At 41.5% G+C, this 24,415-nt stretch carries 25 protein-coding genes and 1 pseudogene; 24 read left to right on the top strand and 2 right to left on the bottom strand.

Annotated features, from left to right (window positions below; translation table 11 throughout):
- The first annotated feature begins 1 nt into the window (after position 1).
- The 20 genes and pseudogenes from AB3329_RS00055 to greA all read left to right on the top strand — a co-directional run bounded on the left by AB3329_RS00055 (position 2) and on the right by greA (position 18,858).
- Entirely contained in the window at positions 2-397 is a 396-nt protein-coding gene (locus AB3329_RS00055; protein ID WP_368393699.1) for a TIGR04197 family type VII secretion effector, read from the top strand.
- A gap of 294 nt (positions 398-691) precedes the next feature.
- On the top strand, positions 692-2,305 hold the full coding sequence (locus AB3329_RS00060; RefSeq protein WP_368393700.1) for a T7SS effector LXG polymorphic toxin: 1,614 nt from the start codon (positions 692-694) through the stop codon (positions 2,303-2,305).
- A complete protein-coding gene (locus AB3329_RS00065) occupies positions 2,305-3,000 on the top strand; it encodes a hypothetical protein (protein WP_368393701.1) in 696 nt (231 codons plus the stop codon). The genes AB3329_RS00060 and AB3329_RS00065 overlap by 1 nt, the downstream gene beginning before the upstream one ends.
- A gap of 48 nt (positions 3,001-3,048) precedes the next feature.
- Positions 3,049-3,204 carry a hypothetical protein gene (locus AB3329_RS00070; protein ID WP_368393702.1) on the top strand — a complete coding sequence of 52 codons (156 nt, stop codon included), beginning with the start codon at positions 3,049-3,051 and terminating at the stop codon, positions 3,202-3,204.
- 451 nt (positions 3,205-3,655) lie between these two features.
- Positions 3,656-4,114 (top strand): hypothetical protein, encoded by a 459-nt coding sequence (locus AB3329_RS00075; RefSeq protein WP_368393703.1) that lies wholly within the window; start codon positions 3,656-3,658, stop codon positions 4,112-4,114.
- Positions 4,114-4,569 carry a DUF5085 family protein gene (locus AB3329_RS00080; RefSeq protein WP_368393704.1) on the top strand — a complete coding sequence of 152 codons (456 nt, stop codon included), beginning with the start codon at positions 4,114-4,116 and terminating at the stop codon, positions 4,567-4,569. Before AB3329_RS00075 ends, AB3329_RS00080 begins: the two co-directional genes overlap by 1 nt.
- Positions 4,570-4,695: 126 nt before the next feature.
- Entirely contained in the window at positions 4,696-5,079 is a 384-nt protein-coding gene (locus AB3329_RS00085) for a hypothetical protein (RefSeq protein ID WP_368393705.1), read from the top strand.
- Between the two features lie 218 nt (positions 5,080-5,297).
- Entirely contained in the window at positions 5,298-6,923 is a 1,626-nt protein-coding gene (locus AB3329_RS00090; protein WP_368393706.1) for a T7SS effector LXG polymorphic toxin, read from the top strand.
- A gap of 570 nt (positions 6,924-7,493) precedes the next feature.
- The gene (locus tag AB3329_RS00095; protein WP_368393707.1) at positions 7,494-7,823 is read left to right on the top strand and encodes an Imm59 family immunity protein; all 330 of its coding nucleotides are present in this window, start codon (positions 7,494-7,496) and stop codon (positions 7,821-7,823) included.
- Positions 7,824-8,051: 228 nt separating this feature from the next.
- On the top strand, positions 8,052-9,941 hold the full coding sequence (locus tag AB3329_RS00100; protein WP_368393708.1) for a hypothetical protein: 1,890 nt from the start codon (positions 8,052-8,054) through the stop codon (positions 9,939-9,941).
- A 15-nt stretch (positions 9,942-9,956) separates the two neighbouring features.
- Positions 9,957-10,439: an Imm6 family immunity protein gene (locus AB3329_RS00105; RefSeq protein WP_368393709.1), complete on the top strand. Its 483-nt coding sequence runs from the start codon at positions 9,957-9,959 to the stop codon at positions 10,437-10,439.
- Positions 10,440-10,659: 220 nt separating this feature from the next.
- Positions 10,660-11,253 (top strand): hypothetical protein, encoded by a 594-nt coding sequence (locus tag AB3329_RS00110; RefSeq protein WP_368393710.1) that lies wholly within the window; start codon positions 10,660-10,662, stop codon positions 11,251-11,253.
- A gap of 66 nt (positions 11,254-11,319) precedes the next feature.
- On the top strand, positions 11,320-11,676 hold the full coding sequence (locus tag AB3329_RS00115; RefSeq protein WP_368393711.1) for a hypothetical protein: 357 nt from the start codon (positions 11,320-11,322) through the stop codon (positions 11,674-11,676).
- A 226-nt stretch (positions 11,677-11,902) separates the two neighbouring features.
- Positions 11,903-12,598 (top strand): hypothetical protein, encoded by a 696-nt coding sequence (locus tag AB3329_RS00120; RefSeq protein WP_368393712.1) that lies wholly within the window; start codon positions 11,903-11,905, stop codon positions 12,596-12,598.
- A 298-nt stretch (positions 12,599-12,896) separates the two neighbouring features.
- Positions 12,897-13,580 carry a DUF443 family protein gene (locus AB3329_RS00125; protein WP_368393713.1) on the top strand — a complete coding sequence of 228 codons (684 nt, stop codon included), beginning with the start codon at positions 12,897-12,899 and terminating at the stop codon, positions 13,578-13,580.
- A 351-nt stretch (positions 13,581-13,931) separates the two neighbouring features.
- A pseudogene (locus AB3329_RS00130) lies at positions 13,932-14,643 on the top strand (hypothetical protein).
- A 154-nt stretch (positions 14,644-14,797) separates the two neighbouring features.
- On the top strand, positions 14,798-15,499 hold the full coding sequence (locus AB3329_RS00135) for a hypothetical protein (RefSeq protein ID WP_368393714.1): 702 nt from the start codon (positions 14,798-14,800) through the stop codon (positions 15,497-15,499).
- A 605-nt stretch (positions 15,500-16,104) separates the two neighbouring features.
- A complete protein-coding gene (locus AB3329_RS00140) occupies positions 16,105-16,599 on the top strand; it encodes a GNAT family N-acetyltransferase (protein ID WP_368393715.1) in 495 nt (164 codons plus the stop codon).
- Positions 16,600-16,700: 101 nt separating this feature from the next.
- Positions 16,701-18,308: an endolytic transglycosylase MltG gene (gene mltG, locus AB3329_RS00145; protein ID WP_368393716.1), complete on the top strand. Its 1,608-nt coding sequence runs from the start codon at positions 16,701-16,703 to the stop codon at positions 18,306-18,308.
- Positions 18,309-18,375: 67 nt separating this feature from the next.
- The gene (gene greA / locus AB3329_RS00150; protein ID WP_067059875.1) at positions 18,376-18,858 is read left to right on the top strand and encodes a transcription elongation factor GreA; all 483 of its coding nucleotides are present in this window, start codon (positions 18,376-18,378) and stop codon (positions 18,856-18,858) included.
- A 795-nt stretch (positions 18,859-19,653) separates the two neighbouring features.
- Here the strand turns inward: greA and yidC are convergent.
- Positions 19,654-20,571: a membrane protein insertase YidC gene (yidC, locus tag AB3329_RS00155; RefSeq protein WP_368393717.1), complete on the bottom strand. Its 918-nt coding sequence runs from the start codon at positions 20,569-20,571 to the stop codon at positions 19,654-19,656.
- Between the two features lie 82 nt (positions 20,572-20,653).
- The gene (locus AB3329_RS00160; protein WP_368393718.1) at positions 20,654-20,932 is read right to left on the bottom strand and encodes an acylphosphatase; all 279 of its coding nucleotides are present in this window, start codon (positions 20,930-20,932) and stop codon (positions 20,654-20,656) included.
- 374 nt (positions 20,933-21,306) lie between these two features.
- On the opposite strand from AB3329_RS00160, the gene AB3329_RS00165 reads away from it, so the two are divergent.
- From AB3329_RS00165 to AB3329_RS00180, 4 genes are all read left to right on the top strand, one after another.
- Positions 21,307-22,050: a TrmH family RNA methyltransferase gene (locus AB3329_RS00165; RefSeq protein ID WP_368393719.1), complete on the top strand. Its 744-nt coding sequence runs from the start codon at positions 21,307-21,309 to the stop codon at positions 22,048-22,050.
- A gap of 36 nt (positions 22,051-22,086) precedes the next feature.
- Positions 22,087-22,590, top strand: coding sequence for an HD domain-containing protein (locus AB3329_RS00170; protein WP_368393720.1), 504 nt, complete (start codon positions 22,087-22,089; stop codon positions 22,588-22,590).
- 16 nt (positions 22,591-22,606) lie between these two features.
- Positions 22,607-23,296 (top strand): Bax inhibitor-1/YccA family protein, encoded by a 690-nt coding sequence (locus AB3329_RS00175; RefSeq protein WP_368393721.1) that lies wholly within the window; start codon positions 22,607-22,609, stop codon positions 23,294-23,296.
- Positions 23,297-23,554: 258 nt separating this feature from the next.
- Positions 23,555-24,409 (top strand): DUF6574 domain-containing protein, encoded by an 855-nt coding sequence (locus AB3329_RS00180; RefSeq protein WP_368393722.1) that lies wholly within the window; start codon positions 23,555-23,557, stop codon positions 24,407-24,409.
- Positions 24,410-24,415: the final 6 nt, after the last annotated feature.

The following is a 24,415-nucleotide window of genomic DNA, read 5'->3' on the forward strand; positions in this document are numbered from 1 at the left end:
GATGGGAACAATTAAATCAGATCCAGGGCAGGCAAGCAGTGCTGCGAATGCTATTAGTACAGGAACAACGACTGTTCTTGGTTACAGTGCTGCCACTAAAGATGGAGATTCTACCATCACGGGCAACGTCAGCAAAGCCTCACCTCTTATTGACAATCTTTCAAACTCTGCTAACCAAATTGCTAGCGCAACTGAGAACTTTTCAGCTTGTATTACACAAATTGACAGCAATTTCCAAACCAACGATGCCCAAATAGCCCAAAGCCTATCAGGATTAACCGGTTGGGATTCCTCGGTTGCAGCGACCAACCGTTCCAACGCTGCTAACGCCAATGAGACGGCGGGGTCCGGATCAGAAACAGCTGGGACAGAAGCAGACAGTGAGGCTTTTAATTAAGCCAAGTGGATACAGCTTTGATATTCTCGCTGTTTCAATAATACAAGGAAATTTGCTACTGGAATTGAACACGGCCTAAAATCCTAGTGAAAAAGATGGTATAACCATGCTTTGTAACAGCAATTGATTAGAAAAGCCGTAGCCGCCTGAAGGCTTTGTCGTCTTGACAGCCGACAGCATCCTTCTAGTCGTCTTGGCAGGGGTATGTCTGCGAAATCAGAGATTTCGGATTTACCGCCATTTTCATACGGATTTTTAAACGGCCTTTGTATCTTATGAAAGGACATTTATTTTATGGTCAAAATGGTCTTAGGCAGCTCAGACACTCAAGCCTCATCAGTAGCCAGTCTGGCTGATAATTATACTTCAGGCTTTAACAGTATCATCAGCGCTATAGAGAATCTAGCTAATGCGGATGGCTTAGAGGGAGAGGCATACACCAATGTCAAAAACTACGGCAGTACGGTCGTCACTCCGCTGGCAAAAGGGTTTATTCTCTTAGCTGATGCAGCTAAGACGGATACCCAGCTTCTGCCCGATCGTTACCGATCGGATGTTGGCAGTGAGGATTTGGATGAGGATACGCTAACGGCCCAGATCGATGCCTACCAGTCTACGATTGATGCCAATAATGCGACATTGGAGACGATGGAGGCAGATGATCCCAATAAGTCATCCACGCAGTCAGCTGTAAACGACGACACAGCTGAGAAGGGGAAGCTGGAAGAAAAGCTGAGGAAGCTTCGGGAGTATGATGCGGCCTCATCAGGCTTCTTTGATGATATTTCGGACTTGGAGTCTAATATCAATACCGGTTTGTCTCAGCTCCAGACAGACGTCGCTGCTTTTAATGGCACTTTTACTATTCCGAGTAAGGAGAATTTGCAGTGGGCTGATAGTATCAATGAGAATTTTGAGACTTATACGAATTATCAGTCGGCCATTGCCAAGGCTCAGAAAGGAGAAGAACTGACTGAGGAAGAAGCCAGAGCAATAGAAGCCTATCAAAAACAGCACCCTGGACTAACATTGGATAAATCAGTTGTTGAAGCGAAAGACGCTAAACTTGCTGAAGTTGATATTGAACAGTCAGCTCAAGAATTGGCTGATGAAGCTGGAATCTCTTATAGTGAAGCCTTAGATTGGCTCATTTCAGGGGAAAAACCAGTTGGTATAAGTGAAAATGCCGTAACGCTTTATGATAAGTATGTCACTTATAAGGGAGAAATGCGTTTTATCAACGGCCGCCAAGTTACTGTTGATGCTGCAGGGCGTGTCAAAATAGGTGGTTATAAAAAACCAGCCAACCTCTACAACCGAGACACTGGCCGTGTTTATGTAAATAGGAGGGCCAAAAAATTTAAGAACATCATGGGAGAAGAAGCCGATATTAGAAAGACTGATATCGGCAGAGGTGTCAGGACAACAGGTTGGAAAAATGCCCTTGGAGACGCTGCGAATTCGGCTAAGAGCAACTTTAAGTCTTCTCTGAAAGTATGGGACGATTTCAATTGGAAAGATGCTTCTAAACTGACAAAAGTTGGAAAAACAGTTAAAGGACTTGGTGCTGTCGGAACAGTTTTGAATATTGGAGGCAACATCAAGGAGAATTTCTTCGATGATAAGAGCTCTTCCGTGGGGGAAAAGATTCGAAACTTTGTGGTTGATCAAGGAGTTGACACTGTTTCGGGTGCTGGTTCAGCTGCAGCCGGTGCTGCTATCGGAACCATGATCGGCGGCCCTGTTGGAACTGTTGTTGGGGCTGCAGCGGGGATAGGGATATCAATGCTCATGGAACAAGATTGGTTCGGTGGAAAATCTGCCACTGATTTAGCAAAAGACGGTTTGAAAAGCGCCACAAATGCCATTGGCAGTGGATTTAAAAAAGTAGCGGGGTGGTTTAGCTGATGAAAAAGAGAAAACAAACAGCAGTAAGTCCTAGAGAGCGCTATCACGGCCCCCTGATTACCAATGGTGTTAGTCTGGGGTATCTTCCTCTCTGTTCATGGATAAATTTCTTTTTTTCCTTGTTTATGACAATATTTGGCATATATAATGATAAAGTTGGCCTTTTTAAGTTAATATTCTGTATCTGTATTCTTGTAAATATTTTTAGCATATTACTATCGTGGATGAAAAGGGTAGTCTATCGCTTTCAAAGTTTTACTTATGGTTTGATTGCTGTTAATTTAGTAATTCTAGTCCTTAATTTGGACTCTATGGGTTTATTGTTGTTCATTGGTTCAGGAACTACCCACCCTAAAATTTACTCGTTACCTTCTGTATTTTATACCTTTTCCATTCTACTTCTCTTTTTAATATCCTGTGGCTTTTACGCTTGGTATTACCTGCCTAAAAACCAAGGCAAAGTGTGGCAGTTTAATCAAAGAGGCACTAAAGATAAAAAGAGTGCCTTTGCCAATAATTTTTTGATTACCTTTGGAGCAGTGATGTTTATCCCATCCCTGCTGACAGGCTATCTCCAAAATGCCTTTGGCCTTTTCTTGGGAGTTTTGATGACATCTACCCTGACAGCAGTTATTGTGGATGCTGTTTATGCAGCGATTTATATCAGAAAACACCCAGATGAGGATTCGCTTTAGATGGTCTTCTGCTTTAGGTATGGGGATTTCATAGCTTATGGATAAAAAATGGAACAAATCAGAGGAACTGGTGCGGTTAAATCTGGCTTGAAAGGTTATTTGGTGGCTAATATGAAAAATGAGAGATATCATGGGCCTTTGATTCAGGATGGGGCCAACCTTGGTTATATTATTAAGCTTTTCCCGTTGTTCTTATATTTTTGACTTTAACTTTATTGGTTTAGTCATGTGTGTAGGCAATGAGAGATTATATTCTGTAAGCTCAGCCATCTATATACCGTCATGATATTCCCTTTTTCTTCTCTCATGCAGTAGCTATTCTTGGTATACCTGCTCAAGAATCAAGAAAAAGTACGGAAATTTAACTAGTAGGCAACCTATGGTGTCCACAAAAAGAATCAGAAAGGGGAATGGAAGCGTAATTTTGTCGCTATCTTTGGCTTGGTCTTGTTTGTACCAGCCCTATTAACCGGCTATATCGCTATATCGAAAATATATTTGGTGTTTTCTTAGGTCTTTTAATGACCACAGCTTTTCCTGCAGTTACAGTAGCTGCAGTTTATGCAGCTATTTATGTCAGAAAGCATCCAAAGAAAAATAAAAATTAAGTTATTTAAAGCTTCACATATATTATTTAGAAAGTTAGGAGAATGGTATGAATATCAGACCCAAAACATTAAGCATTGTACAGATGGTAGGTTATAAGGAGGAAGGACTAGTAGGTGCTTTGACAGATGAGATCTGTTGGGATATCTACGCTTTAGGTCAGGATTTTATTGAAGGAATGCTGGATACGGTATATTCAGATGGCCCTGTTTATTTCAAAAGCTACCCATTTTCTGATTTAGAATCTATAGCTATTTTCACCACTTTTGGCAATAAAATAAGTCCAACGGGTGAAGAAGTTGGACCGCTTTTGTTTGAAGAGAAAATTTTAATAGAGAGTGACGATTTTGCGACCTTTTTATCTGATAATTTGTCAGAGTATTATGAGGCTTTAGCGTCGAAATATTCTGGGAAGTCTTTGGATAATTTAGCTGTCTACCATGTCCTGTATCATCCTAGTGAAACAAGTGTTGTGGTAGATGCTTATAGCAGTTGGGAGGAAAACTAATGGAGTATATTGCAGCCCAAGGTGTAACCAATGAGGATTTATTTGAAGCACGTAATGTTATTCGAAAACGTAAACAATTTCATGTTAACCAAATGAGAGAAGAGCTAGATGCTTTTATGGCTGCTGTTGTGGCTGCCGGAGGTCATCCTGCCGGTACTATTGTCTATAGTCTCAACAATGTCCCGCAGGATGGTTATATGGATATTGAGTTTTTCTTACCACTAGAGGAAGAAAATATTCAAATTGAAGGGATGACATTCTCATCTTATTTTGAAATCAATAATGTTATTATGGCATCAGTAGACCACAATTATGAGGAATTGACAAAAGAAGCCTATGCAAGGCTGTTGTGGACCTTGGAACAAAATGGAATGGATCAAAATACACCATTTTATCATATCCTTTCTACAGAAGGTTCAGGTAGAGTAACGGTTCTTTTAGGGTATGCTTACTAGCAATACTGATTTTAAAATCAAGGGGCTATATATGAAAGTAACTCTTATTGATTCGAAAACGAATCGGACAAAAGAGGGTGCAATACCCTTGATTCTGAAATTCAGGCTTAACATTGGAGGAGAAACATGTCAGAGCAGAAAGGAAAAGAGTTAAAGCCAGAAGATCTTGAGGAAAGGATGTTCAAACTCAGACATAATCTGGAACAGACAGAAGATGCGTATGCGGAGTTAAAAAAAACGCAGGAGAGTGTTGACGAAAATTTTGAAATTGCACAATCCCAGTTACGGCAGTTGGACTATTACCAGCTTTCACATGAAGAGTCCATGAAATTTTCGACTATCATGCAAAGACAAAATCATTTACGACAGCTGATAGGAGACCATAATGATAAACGACTAAAAGATTATCAAAATTCCAAAGAAAGCTACGAAAAGGAATTGGCTAGTTTGAAAAAGTCTTACTACAATCTTCTTGACAATCAGGCCGATAAAAAAGACAATCAAGATTGATTTAGGAGCAACAAAAGCTTCTCCTATCTGTTTGTTGAAATAGTGGGAAGTCAACGATTGGTTAGATCTTTTTTAAGTGATAGAAAGTCATTTATTCTCTCTGCTCCTTCCTATCGGTACTTTTGAGAAATGGTTACTTCTGGCAAAAGCGCAGTTCTCAGAAACTTATCTTATGTTGTAAGGCTTACCGATAAGGAAAAAGAAAGGACAATTATTCTATGGTCAAAATGGTCTTAGGCAGCTCAGACACTCAAGCCTCATCAGTAGCCAGTCTGGCTGATAATTATACCTCAGGCTTTAACAGTATCATCAGCGCTATAGAGAATCTAGCTAATGCGGATGGTTTAGAGGGAGAAGCTTACACCAATGTCAAAACCTACGGCAGTACCGTCGTCACTCCGCTGGCAAAAGGGTTTATTCTCTTAGCTGATGCCGCTAAGACGGATACCCAGCTTCTGCCCGACCGTTACCGATCGGATGTTGGCAGTGAGGATCTGGATGAGGATACACTAACGGCACAGATTGATGCCTACCAGTCTACGATTGATGCCAATAATACGACATTGGGGAAGATGGAGGCAGATGATCCCAACAAGTCCTCTGTGCAGTCGGCTGTAAACGACGACACGGCAGAGAAGGGGAAGCTGGAAGAAAAGCTTAGGAAGCTTAGGGAGTACGATGCGGCTTCATCAGGCTTCTTTGATGATATTGCGGACTTGGAGACTAATATCACTACCGGTTTGTCTCAGCTCCAGACAGACGTTGCTGCTTTTAATGGCAGCTTTACTATTCCGAGTAAAGAGAATTTGCAGTGGACTGGTCCCATTAATAAGGGATGGGAGAAAAAGGAGTTCTATGATACATTACCTGAGGAAGTTCGCGACGCTATCACCATGAAAGATATCGAAATGACTGATGATGGTTTCTTCGTTATAAATAAACCAGTGTCTGAGATATTAAAATCGATGGGGAAAACAGAAGTGATTATTGATGGGAATCCCGTCTCAGTTGATGAAGTCTATGATGACCACTTCATCTATGGGGTTAAAGGAGAAAAAGGCTATTCTTATAGTGTTCTCAAAATGCGTGAGCTCGGTGATTCTCAAGGTAATCATGGTGTGTCTATTCCATTTATTGCTACTGACATTAATGAGTTATTTAAATTTTCAGATAGCAGCAATACAATCAAAAATTCCGATCGCTTCTTCAAAGAATTCCAAAGGGTGATTGCTGATACAAACCAAGATGCTGACCGTACAATTCTTGATTATTTCAAAAATACAGACAGTGATGGCAGTTATTTAGTGGCAGACTTATTTACTGATAAAGTTATTAAGGATAATGGTTCTAATACAATTAATTCTCAACCGCTGGATAATATCTTAAGCAAAATAGACAAAATAGATGAAGATCTTAAAAACGCAAGTACTGACTCAAGAATTCAACAATTACTGACAGAGAAAGAAAAATTACGACGTATACCAAAATATTTAGAGGAGTTAAATGAAAAGGCCGGATATGATATCTATAATCCAGAGACTGGTGATGTTACAGTAAAAGATCCCAATAATCTTACTCATTATGAACGGCAGGCCATTTTAGCCGTATCAACTGGGAATGTTAACTATAATTCTTTTGCTGCAGAGGTAGAATTTCATGCTGATGCAGTGGATGATTGGAAATCGAAATTTAGATACTTGCCAAAGCTTGGAGCTTGGAGAGAAAGCGCTATTCGCGCTGATATGGGACTTGGTGAAGAAAATGAAAGCGGTTTTTATGATCGCTACTATAATTTAGGTGATAGTAGTGTGAGGAGGCAGAAAGAAGCTCATGGTGAAAAATAACAAGAAAATTATCCTCTCCTTATTTCTTTTTCTTATTGTCTGCATTGTTTCCCTTTTCCTTTACTTCCATAGTCGAGTTTACTGGAAATATGATAACCATTGGATGATTGGCAAAAATAGAACTGAGATTGAAAAACGTTATGGTAAATTTGATTCCTCTATACTTGATTCTAACAAAGAGGTTTATATGATAAGGGATAACCCGTTATCTTTGATTTATGATAATGATAAAGCCTATTTTGTGATGGTTTTTGATAGTAAAGGGAAGTGCGTTAAAGTTTATCAGTACAGTCCGCCGGGATTATAGATGCACGTATTTTGAGGGCGGCGCTAACGACAGTCATGTGCCTAGTATATGGGGTTCTCTGTCTTCAGAGAGGCAGGCGGAGATACCTCTGTTTTTTCCAGAGATAACCTCATAAGAGAACACGATTTTTCTCTTGATGATATAGCAAACCCACAAAAAGGAACTATTGCTGAAGTGTTTGGTGCTGGCGGAGGGACTCAAATTAAATTTGGCACTTCTATCAGCTGGTATGAAAAATTAGGATTATTAAGGGAGGTATTTTGATGTCATTGTTAGATAAAGAAAGAGCTGAAATTTTGGCAAAAATTCATGCTTTAGGATATGATAGCTTAAGATACTCTGTTTTTTCAGATAGTAGCTTACAAGAATGGGAAACACGTATAGAATATGATGGAGAAAAGCAAGTTTATTTAGTGTATGCCACTATGGATAGAGCTAGTTATAATAAAAAATTAGAAGTCACTAATTTTGAAGAAGCTAAAGAAAAATTCTTGGAAAAATTGCATCTTACGGTGGAAATAAACCGAAACTCTATTCAAAATGGTTTACTTCCAGACTATCCTTCACCAGTGTGGGATGACATGAAAGACTGATTAAAAAAGAACTTTATCCGAAAAATGAAAATTCAACTTTTACTTTCTTACTACTGTGAAAAATAAGTACTTCTGTGTAACTGTGTTTCAAAAGTTAGATTTTTAGTATCTGATCTTTTGAGAGACCGGTATATTAGCAGAAGTGCTTATTTTTAATTTATATTATCTTCTTCTGTACTTCCCCTAACTCAATAAATTCTTCTTAGCTTTAATAATACCCTTGGTGGTTTGAATAAGGTTAATGAAAGGGATAGTGCCTATTCAAAATACCTGACCTATGAAGAAACCCATACCATGACTAACTATGACAGCTCTTATGGCTATACCAACACTACCTATACCACAACTGAGAACTATACCCTTGCACAAATTCTAAACAATCCGGATTCCCCTATTCCAGCCGCACGGGATATTTATGAAAACAAGCTAAAGATTGCCAAGGAAAATTTAGCTGAACTGGAAAAAAAGGATAAAGAGGCTTATGATGAACTCAGCGGTTTGAGTGATACTGAGCTGGTAGAAGCCACTTTTCCGACTCAGCTGGGTGAGTACCAGCGTTTGCGCTCAACCTGGAAAGAGAATAACCAAGGCTGGCTGAAGTGGGTGGATATCGGTGGGAAAGTCTTGGCGACAGCCGCCATCATTGCAGGTAGTATTATGTCCGGAGGAACAGCGGCCCCCCTTCTCATCGCTGCAGGGACGACCTATTTAGTGGCTGACAGCGGCTATCAGGCGGTTGTCGGCGAGACGATGATTACAGGAGATGTTCTGGATACAGATGACCGGATTATGGCAGGGGTTGATGCCGCTGTAACAGCGGCTACTGGCGGCTTAGCTGCTTATGGCAAGGCCCTGCTGAATACCGGGAAAACTGCTTCGGCGACCTATCAGACGATCAATCGGGGGGTTAATGCCGCAGACGATGTGTGGGATGTTGGCAGCACCCTCTATAATATGCAGGATGATCCTTTGAGAGCTTTGGGCGGTTTTGCTTTAGGGCGTGGGATGAATTTCGCGGCTAGAGGTGTCGCTAATGCGGTTCAGAGTCGTAGCGCCAACAAGACAGCGACGACTGATGTTTCCGGTAGCAGCACCAGCAAAAAACCAGCCTTTGATGCCTCAAGCAGTTCGAGGACAAAACCCTCAGACCTTGATGCAGAGCTGCCTAAAAATAAAGCTGGGGATTCTGCTTCTGCCTCCAGCAGCAGAACGTCAAAACCCAACCCTAAGAATAGCGATTTATCGAATAATAGTGTAGAATCAAGGGCAGGTACTGATAAAGCTCCATCTTCTGCTGGCCGCAGTCAGGCCTCCCCTTCTTCCTCAAGCCGTTCTGGCTCTGATGTGCCACATGTGGACACTAGTAAAGCAGATACTGGCCGTCCAAGAACGGGGGACAACGGCAAGCCATCATCTGGTTCAAGAGGAAACGATGTATCGCATGTTGATACAGGCAAAGCTGACCTGCCAAACAAGGCAGCGACAGATGTTGCTTCTGCTGGCAGCAGTACAGCTGCCGCTAAATCAGCTAGCAAGCCAGCTGATATAGACGTGCCGAAAGCTAAACCAGATGTTAGCGGAGCGAATAAGACAAGTTCTTCAGACTCAGTTATGCCTGATGCTTCCAAAGAATTACAAGCACTACGAGATAGATGGGGAGTTCCTGAGACTGAGACTGTTGCTGTTGGAAAGACTGATGTCAAAGGACTTGAAGGCTATACTTTTGAAGGAGGATCACCAAGAGTAAGGAAAGAGGCTGGACTACCTGATCTTGAATCTAGCATGCCTAACAGGGAAATAAGAAGCTCTGGAAAAATTGCTTCTGCTACAAGACATGCTGAAGAAGGTGTTGCTAATGAGTTTGTAGAAGCAGTGAAAAAAGTAGGGTTGAAACCTGAAGAAGTTACAGGTACACTGAGAATGCACCAATCAAATCCCAAAGGCGTCTGTCCAACCTGTCTAAGTGGTTTAGGCAATCCGAACAAACCTTCTGGTATTATTAAACAACTCAGTGAACGATATCCTAATTTAGAGATAAAAGTTACTTCTGATTCTGTTCCTGGTATAACACCGAATGGCAGATTAGAATTTAGTGTAAAAAATGGACAATACATTTGATTAGGAGAAAGAAAAATGACTACTAACAAGAATCTAGCTCTTTTTATGCAAGTTTTGACAGAGCCAATTGTAAGCCATCTGTCAAAACCTGAAGATATTGTATTTGTCAACGACACCTTACAGCTGACTAACCGTTTTTTATCTGGAGAAAAGATAGATCCTGATTTGCTTTACAGTCGGTTGGAAAATTTAGATGAACAAGATATTCTGACTTACTTTGAACTTGATAGCCTTACAGATTCGGCTATTTGGACTTGTATTGCTGATGCAGTAGCTTACATTTGTCGTTTAAGCTATTCTGAAAGTGGTGAACAGTATATGCCCGAAACGATTGAGGCTGTTGATGAATTGACAATTGATGAATTCTTTACTCAGTATAAGCAATATTTAAAGAAAACGGAGATGTTATCTGATTTAAAAACTTATTTGGCAAATGATAAAAGGGTACATCTTGACAGTGAGGCTGTGCAATCTAAGTATGATTTTCTCTTATCATAGGGAAGCATCTTATTTGGCTGATTAAATGCCGTGGTTTTGCTTTTTCTACAGTAAGTATTCCTTAGGATTTGAGAGAGGCCAATATGGCTTTCTCTTTTTTAGGCTGTAAAATGAGTAAAAGGTGACTGTCAAATCGTTCTAATATTTCTCATTTCCAAAGATAACCTCAATAAGACTGACATGACGAATTCCCGTCCAACCAACCAACTCAGCGATTGATATGGCCTCTGCTGGCAGCAGTACAGCTGCCACTAAATCAGCCAGCAAGCCATCAGACTTGGACATGCCGGAAAGTGAAACTCGGTCATCTGAATGGCAGGCAACAAAGAGAAACTTCCCCAATCCCGGCCTGACGGAAAGCCAGTCGTCTGCTATCACTGGTATTGCTAAGGGGAATCGTCCTGATCCAAGTACTTATCTCAGTTCAGATTATATAAGTCAGCATCGGGCGCAGTTCGACAACGGAGCCGTTGCTTTTGCGAGAGATACCAGCAATGTTGAAAGGTTTGGCCAATTCGGTCGTGATGATGGTGCCTTTGTATTACCGCGGGATGTTGCTGAAGCTATGATTAAAGAGGCAAATGGTAACCCCAGAACGCTGGAAACTCTTCTGGGACTGGAAAAAGGCAGTTTAGGAAACCACCCTGTTCTATTAGAATTTGATCATGTTGACAATCTTCGCCTTCCAGATGGTAATGAAGCAGGTAGTAATGACTTTTGGCGGCCTGGCGGCTTGACTTATCCTGGCGGTGTGCCAGAAGCTATTATTGATCCAGTTCCGGCTGATGAAGTAAGAGCTGTGAAGATATGGTAGAATAGGAGGCAGTAAAGGGACAGCTGAAAAGTTACATTTTATTTATATGTTCAAGAAAGGATTAGCATGGAATCTATTTATTTTAGTAAAGAAGATCTCCTCGAAATTTTTCAGGATGGGGAAAACTATATTTTGAAATATCCAACATTTAATGTCAGTCAGCCTGAAGCTGAGAGGGAAATCTCAAAAGCGGCCGTTGACAGTTACCTGTCAGGCGAACATACGGGAAAAGAATTGTTGTATTATGCAGAAACTGGTATGTGGGAGCCGCCGCTGACCCAAGAAGAGTCTAATCGCCAGTTTCTGAGGGAACATCCAGAGTTCCTGCTGATTGATACAGACAGTAAAAAGCAGTATTTCTCAGAGGAAGAATTTGCCGACTTACTGGAAAAGGGGCGACAAATAAGCCAAAATCATCAGTAACCATTTTAAAGGGGCTGCGGCTAGTATCATTGATTTTTAGCAACTAACTCTGTATTTGTTAAGACTCAAAAATAATTAAAAGTGTTTGTCTCAGGCAGTCCCTTTATTCCTATCAGGAAGAGACTGCCTTTTGTTTTAGGCCCTTTGTCAACTGTAGTGGGAACAAAACCTAAGCTCTAGCGAGAACAAAACTTGTTCTCGTTTTTTAAGTAATGGCATAATTCCTATGGCAAGGGAACTAGGTCGTGTTAGTGAGATGATTACAGGAGATGTTCTGGATACAGATGACCGGATTATGGCAGGGGTTGATGCCGCTGTAACAGCGGCTACTGGCGGCTTAGCTGCTTATGGCAAGGCCCTGCTGAATACCGGGAAAACTGCTTCGGCGACCTATCAGACGATCAATCGGGGGGTTAATGCCGCAGACGATGTGTGGGATGTTGGCAGCACCCTCTATAATATGCAGGATGATCCTCTGAGAGCTCTAGGCGGTTTTGCTTTAGGGCGTGGGATGAATTTCGCGGCTAGAAGTGTCGCTAATGCGGTTCAGAGTCATAGCGCTAACAAGTCAGTGACTTCTGATGTTTCCGGCGGCAGCACCAACAGAACAGCAGCCTTTGATGCTTCAAGCAGTTCGAGGACAAAACCCTCAGACCTCGATGCAGAGCTTCCTAAAAATAAAGCTGGGGATTCTGCTTCTGCCACCAGCAGCAGAACGTCAAAATCCAACTCTAAGAATAGCGATTTATCGAATAATAGTGTAGAATCAAGGGTAGGTACTGATAAAGCCCCATCTTCTGCTGGCCGCAGTCAGTCCTCTTCTTCCTCAAACCGTTCAGGCTCTGATGTGCCGCATGTGGACACCAGTAAAGCAGATACCGCCCGTCCAAGAACGGGGGACAAAGATGATAGAAGGCAGTAAAAAGTCTTAAAATAAAAATGCAGGACTTAGTGGACTGTTTCACAATTCTTAAGGGGTCAGGAGATGGATGATGCAACAAATAGAATATCTCAACCGATATATTCTTATCCGATAATCCAATTGAGTGGCTTACTGATCAATCACTGCATCAAACTTATCTGTCTAAAAAAGTGAAACGAGGACGGACTTTTGTCCCAGCCTCCGCTTTATAAAACGCAGATTTTGAGGAAGAATGGTCAGATAAACGGCTATCCAGTCTTCCTCGCTATAGTCGTTTAAGGAATAATTAGGAGAAAGAATGGCAGAAAATATTGAACTGGTCTATGTGAATTTTCGTTACTTGACTTTTAGGGCAGATGGCAATTATTATCTTTTAGACAGAAAACCTAGGTATGTTATCCCCTATTTTTTCTTTCCGTTCAGCTGGCTTTTTAAACAAAAATTTTATTCTATCAGTGAAGAGGAGTATCTTAGGCTTGTTCAGTCAGCACAGTCAAAAGGTACAGGTGTTGCCATCCCAGCTTCTCTTACCGGTGGCTTAGCCGTTGTATCCAGTGCACTGCTTAGGCGAAGTGGAATCATAGAGCAGCTGGGAACGGGTTTTTCCCACTATGCTACTATCTTTATCATTGGTTTCTTAGCCTTATCTGCTTTTGCCGCTGTCTGGCTTTTTCACCATTTTAGTCAAAAGAGATTAACAGCCTTTCTGCCGCTTAAAGGCAGGAAAATTAGTTCTGGCAGGATATGTCCTCAAGCTGTCAGCATGGTTTTAATAAAGAGAACTTTTGCTCATGTGATGCTGTGGCTGTTGACATTGTTCATTGGGGCCGTTGCTTTCTATTCTAACAACTGGTTTTTCCTGCTTTCGGCATTTTTTATGCTCTGCTTTATGCTTTGTATCAGTGTTGGCAGCTATAGTCCGGATATACGCTATCGCTTTAAGGCAAAAAAGGAATATTACGAGGATACCGATGAATCATAAGATTGAAGATTTCTCTTAACTCTTTCTTTCACTTACGCCGCTTTTGGTGCGGTTATGTTCCTCTCGTCATTACTAACAGGTACTCTTGAAAATGTTTTTGGAGTCTTTCTAGGAGTTTTGATAACAGGAACACTCTCAACTGTTTATGTAAGAAAACACCTAGAGGAGGTTTCTCCTTAACTGGTTGGGTTTCCAGTGTAGTTCTGCGGCTGGTATGGGAATTTCATGGCTTATGGATCAGAAAATACCTGGCTTAGGTAAATCAGTAACAGAGGCAGCCAAAGATGGTTTGAAAAGCGCCACAAATGCCATTGGCAGCGGATTTAAAGAAGTAGCGGGGTGGTTTAGCTGATGAAAAAGAGAAAACAAAGAGCAGTAAGTCCTAGAGAACGCTACCACGGCCCCTTGCTTACAAATGGTGTCAGTCTAGGGTACCTCAAAATCTACCCTTGGATTAGCTTACCTTTTTCCCTCCTTTTTTTTCTTCGGGTGGGGACAAGGTGATACTTTAGGATTCATTAAGGGTCCTTTCTTAGTTTGCATTATTGTTAATGTGGTGAGTATTCTCTTTTCCTTTTTCCATGCTCTTGTTAATCGGTTTAAGTCTTTAGCCTATGTTTTGACTGCTTTAGTTACTTGGACCATGCTGATGTGGCTGGACTTTATTGGTCTGATGATGTTCGTATCCGATTCAAATGGTAGTACTATTGATGCAAAGAGAATTTACGAGTCTCCCTTAACTTTATTTTATGTTATTCCTATTTTACTCCTCTTTCTTGTTTTCTGCGGTCTATACGCTTGGTATTATCTGCCTAAAAATCAAGGCAAAGTGTGGCAGTTTAATCAAAGAGGCACTAAAGATAAAAAGAGGGCTTTTGCTAATAATTTTTGGATTGCCTTTGGAGCGGTGATGTTTATCCCATCCCTGCTGACAGGCTATCTCCAAAATGCCTTTGGCCTTTTCTTGGGAGTTTTGATGACCTCTGCTTTGACAGCAGTTATTGTAGATGCCGTTTATGCAGCGATTTATATCAGAAAGCATCCAGATGAGGATTGGCTTTAGCTGCTAGGCTATCAGTGTAGTGTTACGGCTGGTATGGGAATTTCATGAATAGCTGATAAGGTGCAGAAAGGCAGGAGAAGCCGTCGGAGATACTATGTCAAAGGGCTGGAACAATGTCAAATCAGCTTTCGGTTTTTAGAGAGGAATATATAACATGGGGAAATCTATATTTGGAGCTGATTTTGAAGAAAGTAAGCGGATTATTAACTTTAAAAAGCTATCTAATACTCTGAAAAACGACACCTCAATGAACCGTTCATTACCCCGCCGCTTGTTTGCTTTTTTTATAGCGGGAACGCTCTTATTCTCAGCCATGCTGGGCCTGTTATTTGCCATGCCTTTTGGTTTAAGATCGGCTGCTGAGACTGGAAGTGTTCGTCACTTATCTTCAGAAGCGATTATCATGATAGGAAATATCGGTCAGGCAATGTTAATTCCAAATATTATTGTATTTGTGATAATGCTTCTATCGGCCTGTTTTTCTATCCTGATTCCAAAACGTGATATTTCCAGACAAATTTTTTCTGGTTTTCCTTTTTTAGGAAGCATGATTTATACTGCAACGGTACCCTTCATTTATATCACTGGCATGCTGGCTTTCAATCGATTTGGCATATCAGGTTTGCTTCTGCAAGTATTGGTTGGTTTTCTTTTAATAGCTTTAATCTTCTATCAAGGCTATTTACGAACCAAAGCACAACTATATGGTGAAGCTAATAATAGGGACAGTTTTTATACAAAATTAATCTTGGGAATAACGATAGGGACTAGCTTTATTCTTTTAATTTTGAGTCAAACGGTATTTAAGGGGCTGACCAGTGATTTTAATGCTAAATGGTACAGCGCTATCTCCTAGGTTTAGGCCTAACTGTTACAATGGTTGTTTTCGCCTATAGCTTTCGAAAAATGAGTGATTTCTGCCTTTTTCAAGGTTTCTATATGATGAAATACTCTAAACAGTATAAAGACTACCTGCAAATTGCGGATGAAAATTGGTACCGCAGTGGACGTAAAAAGGAGCAGAAATAATTGCTTTAATGCTTATATTAATGAAAGCAGAGGCTTTGTATTTTGTGAACTGAACACGCCCTAAGAGCTGTGCAGTGAAATCATCCAGTGGATGATTTCAGCCCGAACCTAGAAAAGGGAGAGTGAGGGGATTGGAAATCTGTATCGTTACCTAGTTACCGCTAGCCGTAGCCGTCTGAAGGCTTTGTCGCCTTGGCGGCCGACCGCACCCTTCTAGTCGTCTTGGCAGAGGTGCGCCTACGAAATCAAAGATTTCTGGCTTACCGTCATTTTTGCTTTGCTCTTTTAACGGGCTTTGTATCTTAATGAACTGAACACGCCCTAAAATCCTAGTGAAAAAGATGACATCCGTCGCGATGCGAGTCATCGCTCAGCTGTCCCTATTTTCATACGGATTTTTAAACGGGCTTTGTATCTTGTTGGAGGAATGTGATGTTATTGATTAGGCAGGTAAAGGAAGAAGATTTGGCTGATATCGTTCGTATTGAGCAGGAGAATTTCTCACCTGAGGAGGCTGCTGATTTTCAAACGATTAAAGAACGGTTCAGCTGTATTAAGGATACCTTTCTTATTGCAGAAATTGCCGGAAAGATCGCTGGCTATATTGAAGGTCCGGTGATTGAGCAGCGTTACTTGACGGATGACCTTTTTCATAAAGTAAAGCCCAACCCTCTTCAAGGCGGTTTTATAGCAGTGACAAGTCTGTCTGTGGCCTCTGATTTCCAGAGGCAGGGAGTTGGAACCGCTTTGCTGGCTGCTTTGAAAGATTTAGCCGTTGCCCATAAGCGCTTGGGAATTACGCTGACCTGTCACAGTCACTTAATCTCCTACTATGAGATGAATGGCTTTACCGATGAGGGAGAATCCGCTTCGCAGCACGGCGGTTCTGTTTGGTACAATTTGGTTTGGGAAGGGTCACAAAACTGAAGCAAGGCTTTTATTAAGAATCGATGACAAAAAAGTATCCGGTTGCTTTTATCCCGCTTTTAGGTTATAATGGCGTTTGATTAAGAAGAGGAGGATGTGCTTTGACCGATTTTAAGGATGACAAGCAAGACAGCCAAGATTTAAAACATTTTAAAGAAAAGCTTCTTGCTGAATTAGAAGAGGCCAATCAACTCAGAAAGCAGCAGGAAGAAGCTTTAGCTCAAAAGGAAGCAGCTGAAAAGGACTCTGTCCCTTCAGAAAGTACTGACAGGACTGTGCAGGGGCCCCTCTTTTCTGCAAAAGAAAAAAGAGAAGCTTCTCTGAAAGAGGCTGCCAATCAGCAGCCGACTGCAGACGATATATCTTTTAATAATCATTCTCTACAGGCCTCAGAATCTACCGGGCAACTTTCGGATGCCGATACCGCAACTTCCGAAAAACTGTCTGTAGGTGATGCCAAAGCAGATTTGGACAATGATGAGCAGCCCGAATCAGCTACCCCAAAGAATAAACGTACTGGCAAACAGAGGAAGACCGCAGGCAGAAGACGGCGGCAGAAAACGGATAAGCTGGCTAAACGGATTGCGCGTGTTCTTATTTTGGCCATTGTTTTGCTTTTAGCAGCCTTTATCTTTTTTGCCTATCGCTATGTTGCCGACGGGATTGCCCCTGTGGATAAAAAGTCAACGGAATATGTGACTGTGGAAATCCCTGAGGGCTCCGGCAATAAATATATCGGCCAAATTTTGGAAAATGCTGGTTTAATTAAAAACGCGACAATCTTTAATTACTACACTAAGTTCAAAAATTACAGCAATTTTCAGAGCGGCTATTATAATCTGCAAAAAAGCATGGATTTAGATGAAATCTCGCAAATTCTGCAGGAAAGCGGAACGGCTGAACCGCAGGAACCGGCGCTGGGTAAAATTCTGGTAACGGAAGGTTACACTATTGAGCAGATTGCAACAGCAGTAACAAAGAATACGGCAGGAGAAAAGAAGAGCACACCTTTTAAGAAAGATGATTTCTTAGCCCTTGTTAAAGACGAGAAGTTTATCTCACGGATGACTGAGAAATATCCTGAGCTTCTTGCAAATCTTCCAAGTGCTGATAAAGCAGTTTATCAGCTGGAAGGCTATCTGTTTCCTGCAACCTATAATTATTACGACGAGACCACGCTGGAAGAACTTGTTGAAGAGATGATTGCCACAACTAACGCTTATATGTCTGACTATTATTCAGCAATCGAAGCAAAAGGCATGACAGTCAATGAGGTGCTTACACTGGCCTCACTGGTTGAAAAAGAAGGTGCTACAGATGAAGACCGGCGAAATATTGCCAGTGTATTCTATAACCGGCTAGAGGCTGATATGGCCTTGCAGAGTAATATCGCCGTTCAGTACGCTTTAGGAACCTTAGGTGAAAAAACCTCTTTAAAAGACGATGCAACTATTGACACAAAGGTGGATTCCCCGTATAATGATTATACTAATACCGGCTTAATGCCCGGACCGGTAGACAGCCCGAGCCTTTCAGCAATCGAAGCGACTGTCAATCCGGCAGATACCAAATATCTGTATTTTGTAGCAGACGTCACAACTGGTGAAGTCTACTTTGCTGAAAATTTTGAAGAGCATGAAGCCAATGTTGAAAAGTATATTAACAGTAAGCTGGATGACTCATCCTCTTCCTCTTCATCCGATAATTAAAAGCAAACATGGTGTGGTAACGCATCATGTTTGACTTTGGCAAAAAAAATAGAAAAGAGATTAAAAAATGGCAGAAAAAACTTATCCTATGACACTTGCTGAAAAAGAACAGCTTGAACAGGAACTTGAAGAATTAAAACTGGTCCGCCGTCCGGAGGTTGTTGAACGGATTAAAGTTGCGCGTTCTTATGGCGATCTTTCGGAAAACAGTGAATACGATGCAGCTAAAGATGAACAGGCTTTTGTCGAAGGTCAAATTTCAACACTGGAAACCAAGATTCGCTACGCAGAAATTATTGACAGCGATGCCGTCGCTAAAGATGAGGTTGCTATCGGAAAGACTGTTATTGTCCAAGAAATCGGGACGAGCGATAAAGATACCTATTCCATTGTCGGCGCAGCTGGAGCAGATGTTTTTTCCGGTAAAATTTCAAATGAAAGCCCGATCGCACAAGCTCTTATTGGGAGGAAAAAAGGCGATAAGGTAACGATTGAAACCCCTGCTGGAAGTTATGATGTTGAAATCATCAGCGTTGAAAAAACAGCTTAAACCAAGATACAAAGCCCGTTAAAAGAGCACAGCAAAAATAGGAGCCTGAACGCCGAGTCATTAAAGACTCAAGGGAGGGCTATCTTTTTTGCACAGCTCTTAGGGCGTGTTCAATTAAACCAAGATACAAAGCCCGTTAAAAGAGCACAGCAAAAATGACGGTAAGCCAGAAATCTTTGATTTCGTAGGCGCACCTCTGCCAAGACGACTAGGGAGCGAGACAGAACCCCAGACCGTAAAGTTCGATGTCTCGCCCCCGCAAAGCCTAGCAGACATTTTAAAGCTTTGAAAAAGCGGCTAAAATGCCGCTAGGCTACTGCGTCCTGTTTATACTACAAGCAATGATTGGGGAGGCTAGGATTTTTGTCTGCCTTCAGACGGCTACGGCTAGCGGTAACTAGGTAACGATACAGATTTCCAATCCCCTCACTCTCCCTTTTCTAGGTTCGGGCTGAAATCATCCACTGGATGATTTCACTGCACAGCTCTTAGGGCGTGTTCAATTACACCAAGATACCAAGCCCGTTAAAAGAGCAAAGCAAAAATGGCGGTAAGCCAGAAATCTATGATTTCGCAGACGTCCCTCTGTCAGGACGGTGGGGTGAATTTGGTCTTTCAATTGTTTCTGTAGGCTAGCGTATCTTGTTTTTAGGTGACTAAAAAATGGATAAAAACCGGTGAAAGCAGAGCAACTGGCTTTCACCGGTTTTTTTAATTAGCTTAAATTAAAATAAAACAGCTGAGCTAACTTCCCAAAAGGTGGGAGCTAGCTCAGTCTGTTAACTCTTTTAAGAATTAGTGTCTTCTTTTTTGTTTGCCGGCATTGCGTTTGTTTCTATTGCCTGCGATAGCTGTCTGTGGTTTGCCGGCTGATGCAGGGGTAACATCTTTAGGACGATTTGTTGATTTAACGGCTTTAGGTGGGTTCTCTTTAAATTCTTTTTCGACTTGCTCCCGGAGTTTAGGCCGAATCAGATAAGTAGTGATTAATTGCTGAGCAATACTGAAAATCCCTCCGACAAACCAGTATAGAGCAACACTTGCCGGAAGAGAAATGGACATCATGACCATCATCAAAGGCATCATATACATGGTAGTCCGCATCTGAGCTTTCTGCTCTTCTGCGACAGACTGCAGCGACAGCCAAGACTGTAAGAGATAAAGAACAGCAATGATGGCTGTCAAAACAAGACTGCGTTCTGCCAGATTAATCCCGAGAAAATTGCTGTTTGGGACCTCTCGTGCAGCAAAGTAAAGAGCCGAAATAAAGGGCATTTGGATAAGCAGCGGAAGACAGCCGATGCCCCCCAGCACACTAACGCCATTTTCACGCTGTGCAGCCATGAGTTCGGACTGAGCAGCCAATTTTTCTTCTTGGGTTTTTGCATTTTTAATGCGTTCATTAATTGGCTCAAAAATAGGTTTAAGATAAGCTGTTTTTTCCGACTGGTAGCTGGCTTTTTTCGACTGCTGCAGGTTAAGCGGCAGAATAACAGTTCGGACAATGATGGTCACCAAGATGATTCCTAAGCCATACCCCAGCCCCATATTATTAGCAAAATAATCAATTGCTGTGGTCATCGGCCGGCCCAAAAAATCCCAAATAATGCCGCTAGGATTACCGTTTGCGTCCCGTCCGACACAGCCTGAAAGCAGCAGAAGCATTGCTGCCCCTATCCCTGATAGTAAGATACGCTTTAAATTCTTTTTCACCTTTTTATTCCTTTAAAATTTAATATACCCATCTATTTTACTTTTTTTTCTCCAAATTCTCAATAGTTCTGCGGACGGATTTTTAATTAGCCATACGAAAATCTGTATAGTTCGAAAACTGTCCAACTGAGACATCAACATAAGTGACTTTGGCCCATTGGGACGGTCCCTTACGTATTTCCTGAATAAATTTAGCCATTTTGCCGGAATCGTCTGACTGGGCTAAAATTTCAACTGTGCCGTCATCATTATTCCATACCCGGCCGTAAATGTCTCCGATTTCAAGTGCTAAAGCATAAGTTGAATAACGAAAACCCACCCCTTGAACGCGACCGGAAACCAGCAAACGTACTTTTTTCATACCAAAACTCCCTTCTAAACCAAGAAACAAAGCCCGTTAAGAAATCCGTATGAAAATAGGGACAGCCGAGCGATGACTCTCATCGCGACGGATGTCATCTTTTTCACTAGGATTTTAGGGCGTGTTCAGTTTCACCAAGATACAAACCCGTAAAAAGAGCAAAGCAAAAATGGCGGTAAGCCAGAAATCTTTGATTTCGCAGGCGCACCCCTTAACTAAGATGACAAACTAGGGCTGGCAAGGAGCGGTAAAGAACCTCAGTTTATAAGCTTCCCTCACTCTCTAGTTTCCACATTCGGACTAAAATCATCTGCTGGGTAATTTCATTTCCGCAGTATTTAGGGCTTCGCTCAGTTTTTTGTTATAATGTTTATATGACTATTATAACCTCAAAAGCAAATAATCTCATCAAAAAGACAAAAAAACTGCTGCAAAAAAAATATCGCAGCCATTCTTATTTGATAGAAGGCTGGCATCTTTTTGCTGAGGCAGAAAAAACAGGGGCTGTTTTTCTCAACATTTTTGTTGTCAGCGAACAGGCTGAGAAAGTGCGTCACCTCAAACAGGTTAAGCTGGTAACCGAAGATGTCTTAAAGACTTTATCGGAATCTCCGGCTCCGCAAGGAATTGTAGCAGAGGTAGCTATGCCGCCTGTTCCGAAACTCTCTGAGATGACTGCAGGGCGCTTCCTGCTGCTGGAAGATATACAGGATCCTGGCAATCTTGGAACTATGGTTCGGACGGCTGCCGCTGCAGATTTTTCTGCTGTTTTTGTCTCTGAAAAATCTGCTGATATCTACAATCAAAAGACATTAAGAGCCATGCAGGGGAGCCATTTTTATCTGCCGGTTTACCGGACAAATTTACTGGAGACCAGCCTTCTGCTGCAAAAGCTGTCTGTCCCTGTGCTTGCGACCAGTCTGAAGCAGGGAGCTGTTGATTACAGGGAGCTCCCTAAAACAGATCATTTTGCCCTCATAATGGGCAATGAAGGTCAGGGGATTTCCGATGAGTTGGCACAAAGAGCCAATCGCTTGGTTCATATTCCCATGCCTGGACAAACAGAAAGTTTAAATGTTGCTGTTGCTGCCGGTATTGTTATTTTCAGCTTAATTTAAGTGAGTGTGCTATAATAGAGCTAGAGGTAATTGGATATGAGGAATTATGAGCAAGACCAAGAGTTCATGAACCATGTTGGTCATCTTATCAGACATCCGCGTTTTCAAAGACTTGACGGTATTGTCCAGCATCAGCATTCAACTCGGCTGGAACATTCCATTAATGTCAGTTATACCAGTTTTCGTATTGCCAGAAAATTGGGCTGGGATAAAAAAAGTACAGCCAGAGGAGCTCTTTTGCATGACTTTTTTTATTATGACTGGCGGGTTACTAAATTTAATAAAAGCCATGCTTGGGTTCATCCGCGTATTGCTGTAAAAAATGCCAGAAAACTGACACAGCTCAATAAAAAAGAAGAGGATATCATTCTCAAGCATATGTGGGGAGCGACTGTTGCCCCGCCGCGCTATAAAGAAGGCTATATCGTAACGATGGTAGATAAGTATTGGGCGATAAAAGAGGCTGCAGTGCCCTTGCGGAGGGTTTGGCAGAAACGCCGCCGCTTCAGCCGAAAATTTTTAGGCAGTCACAATCATTAGAAATGGAGATTTTAATATGAATGACAGTATGATTTATACACAAACAGATACAGGACTGAATAGATTTTTCGCTAAAATCTACAGTTTAGTCGGTATGGGAATCGGCTTGTCCGCCCTCATTTCTGCTTTGATGCTCTATGTTTTTACCGACAATATGATCGCTATCATGATTAATTACCCTTGGGTATATTACGGAGCTATCTTTGCAGAGTTAATTTTGGTTCTGGTGGCCAGCAATGCTGCCAGAAAAAATACACCGGCTGCTCTTCCCCTCTTTTTAACTTACTCGGCCTTAAACGGCTTTACTTTGAGTTTTATTATCGTGGCTTATACGCAAACCACTGTTTTGCAGGCCTTTCTGTCATCAGCTTCTATCTTCTTTGTGATGGCCTTGATTGGGGTTACAACTAAAAGAGATCTATCCGGCATGGCTAAGGCTTTATTGGCCGGTTTGATTGGTATTATTGCTGCCAGCTTGATTAACCTCTTTATCGGAAGCGGCATGATGAGCTATATCATCAGCATTGTGTCTGTTTTAATTTTCTCAGGTCTGATTGCTTATGATAACCAAAGAATTAAACATGTCTATCAAGCGACAGGCGGAAATGTCGGTGATGGCTGGGCTGTGTCAATGGCACTCAGTCTCTACCTTGACTTCATTAACCTTTTCTTAAATCTGCTGCGTCTGTTTGGCAATCGCCGGTAAGATGCTCTTATCGGTGTCCCTAAGGTGTCAGGTCGGTTGAACGGGACCCTTTCCTTATTTAGGCTCTATAATGTCTACTGTGGAGATATTATAGAGCCGTTTTTTTATTGTAATTGAGATTATACAGAATTTACAGCTATTTTGGCTTGCTAAAGAGTAGAAAAAACTTAAATTACGCCTTCTGAAAAATACTCGGTTTTAGTTGAATGGTTTTTCCTGATATGTTATAATGGCTTTAAAAATTATGGAGGGGATATTATGAAAAAAGAAGATTGGGTAGATTATTTTGCAGCTGTCAACGGCCGTATGCCGTCAGATGCGGAAATAGCACAAGCGTTTGCGGCTGGGGAATTTGTTGAAAATAATGAAGAGGCAGGTAGAGAGGAAACTGCTCAAAATCTGGGGGTGAAGACATCAGATGAATCAGCCCCTCAGTTGGCTTCAACAGTAGCTGGTAAAGGAAACAGTTTGTTTAAAGATTTCTGGGGCTGGCTGGTTTCTGCTTGGAAGTCTCCTACATCGGAGGTCCCGACTAATAAGTACAATGGCTATGCGGCTTTTGGACTGCTGACTCTTTTTTACACAATTGCTGTTTTTGCCATAATTAGGCGTGCGGTTGGGATCGGTACTTCTTATGTTAATAACTTTAGCCGCCTTTTTGGTGAAGAAAGCAGTTTCTCAAATCCGGTCGGGCCGTCAGCTTTCTTTATGATTTTGATTGCAGCAGCTCTTTACATCTTTTCAGTTATTTTCTCAGGTTTTGTTGCTAGACGATTGGTATATAAGGAAACCGACTTTACTTTTTCAAAGAGCTTTGAATGGTACGGTCGGCTCTTTTCAATCAATATTATTTTGTCAGCTGCCTCAGCCTTTTTTGCCCTTATAGGACTCTCATTGCTTTCATTTTTTGTATTATCTGTCAGTGTTACGATTTTTGGGCTTGCAACGACATTTGCGCTGGCCCAATCAAAAGATGTTTCCGGCATGGATATGTTCTATAAATACCTCATTGCTATCCTTGTAAACGCAGTTATCATGTTTTTATTCTCTATAGTGGAATTTAGTATTTTAGCTAGATACATCAGAGAAATAGGAAGCATCTTCTTTTATTAATTGAGG

Source organism: Streptococcus huangxiaojuni, assembly GCF_040930515.1.
Taxonomy (GTDB): domain Bacteria; phylum Bacillota; class Bacilli; order Lactobacillales; family Streptococcaceae; genus Streptococcus; species Streptococcus huangxiaojuni.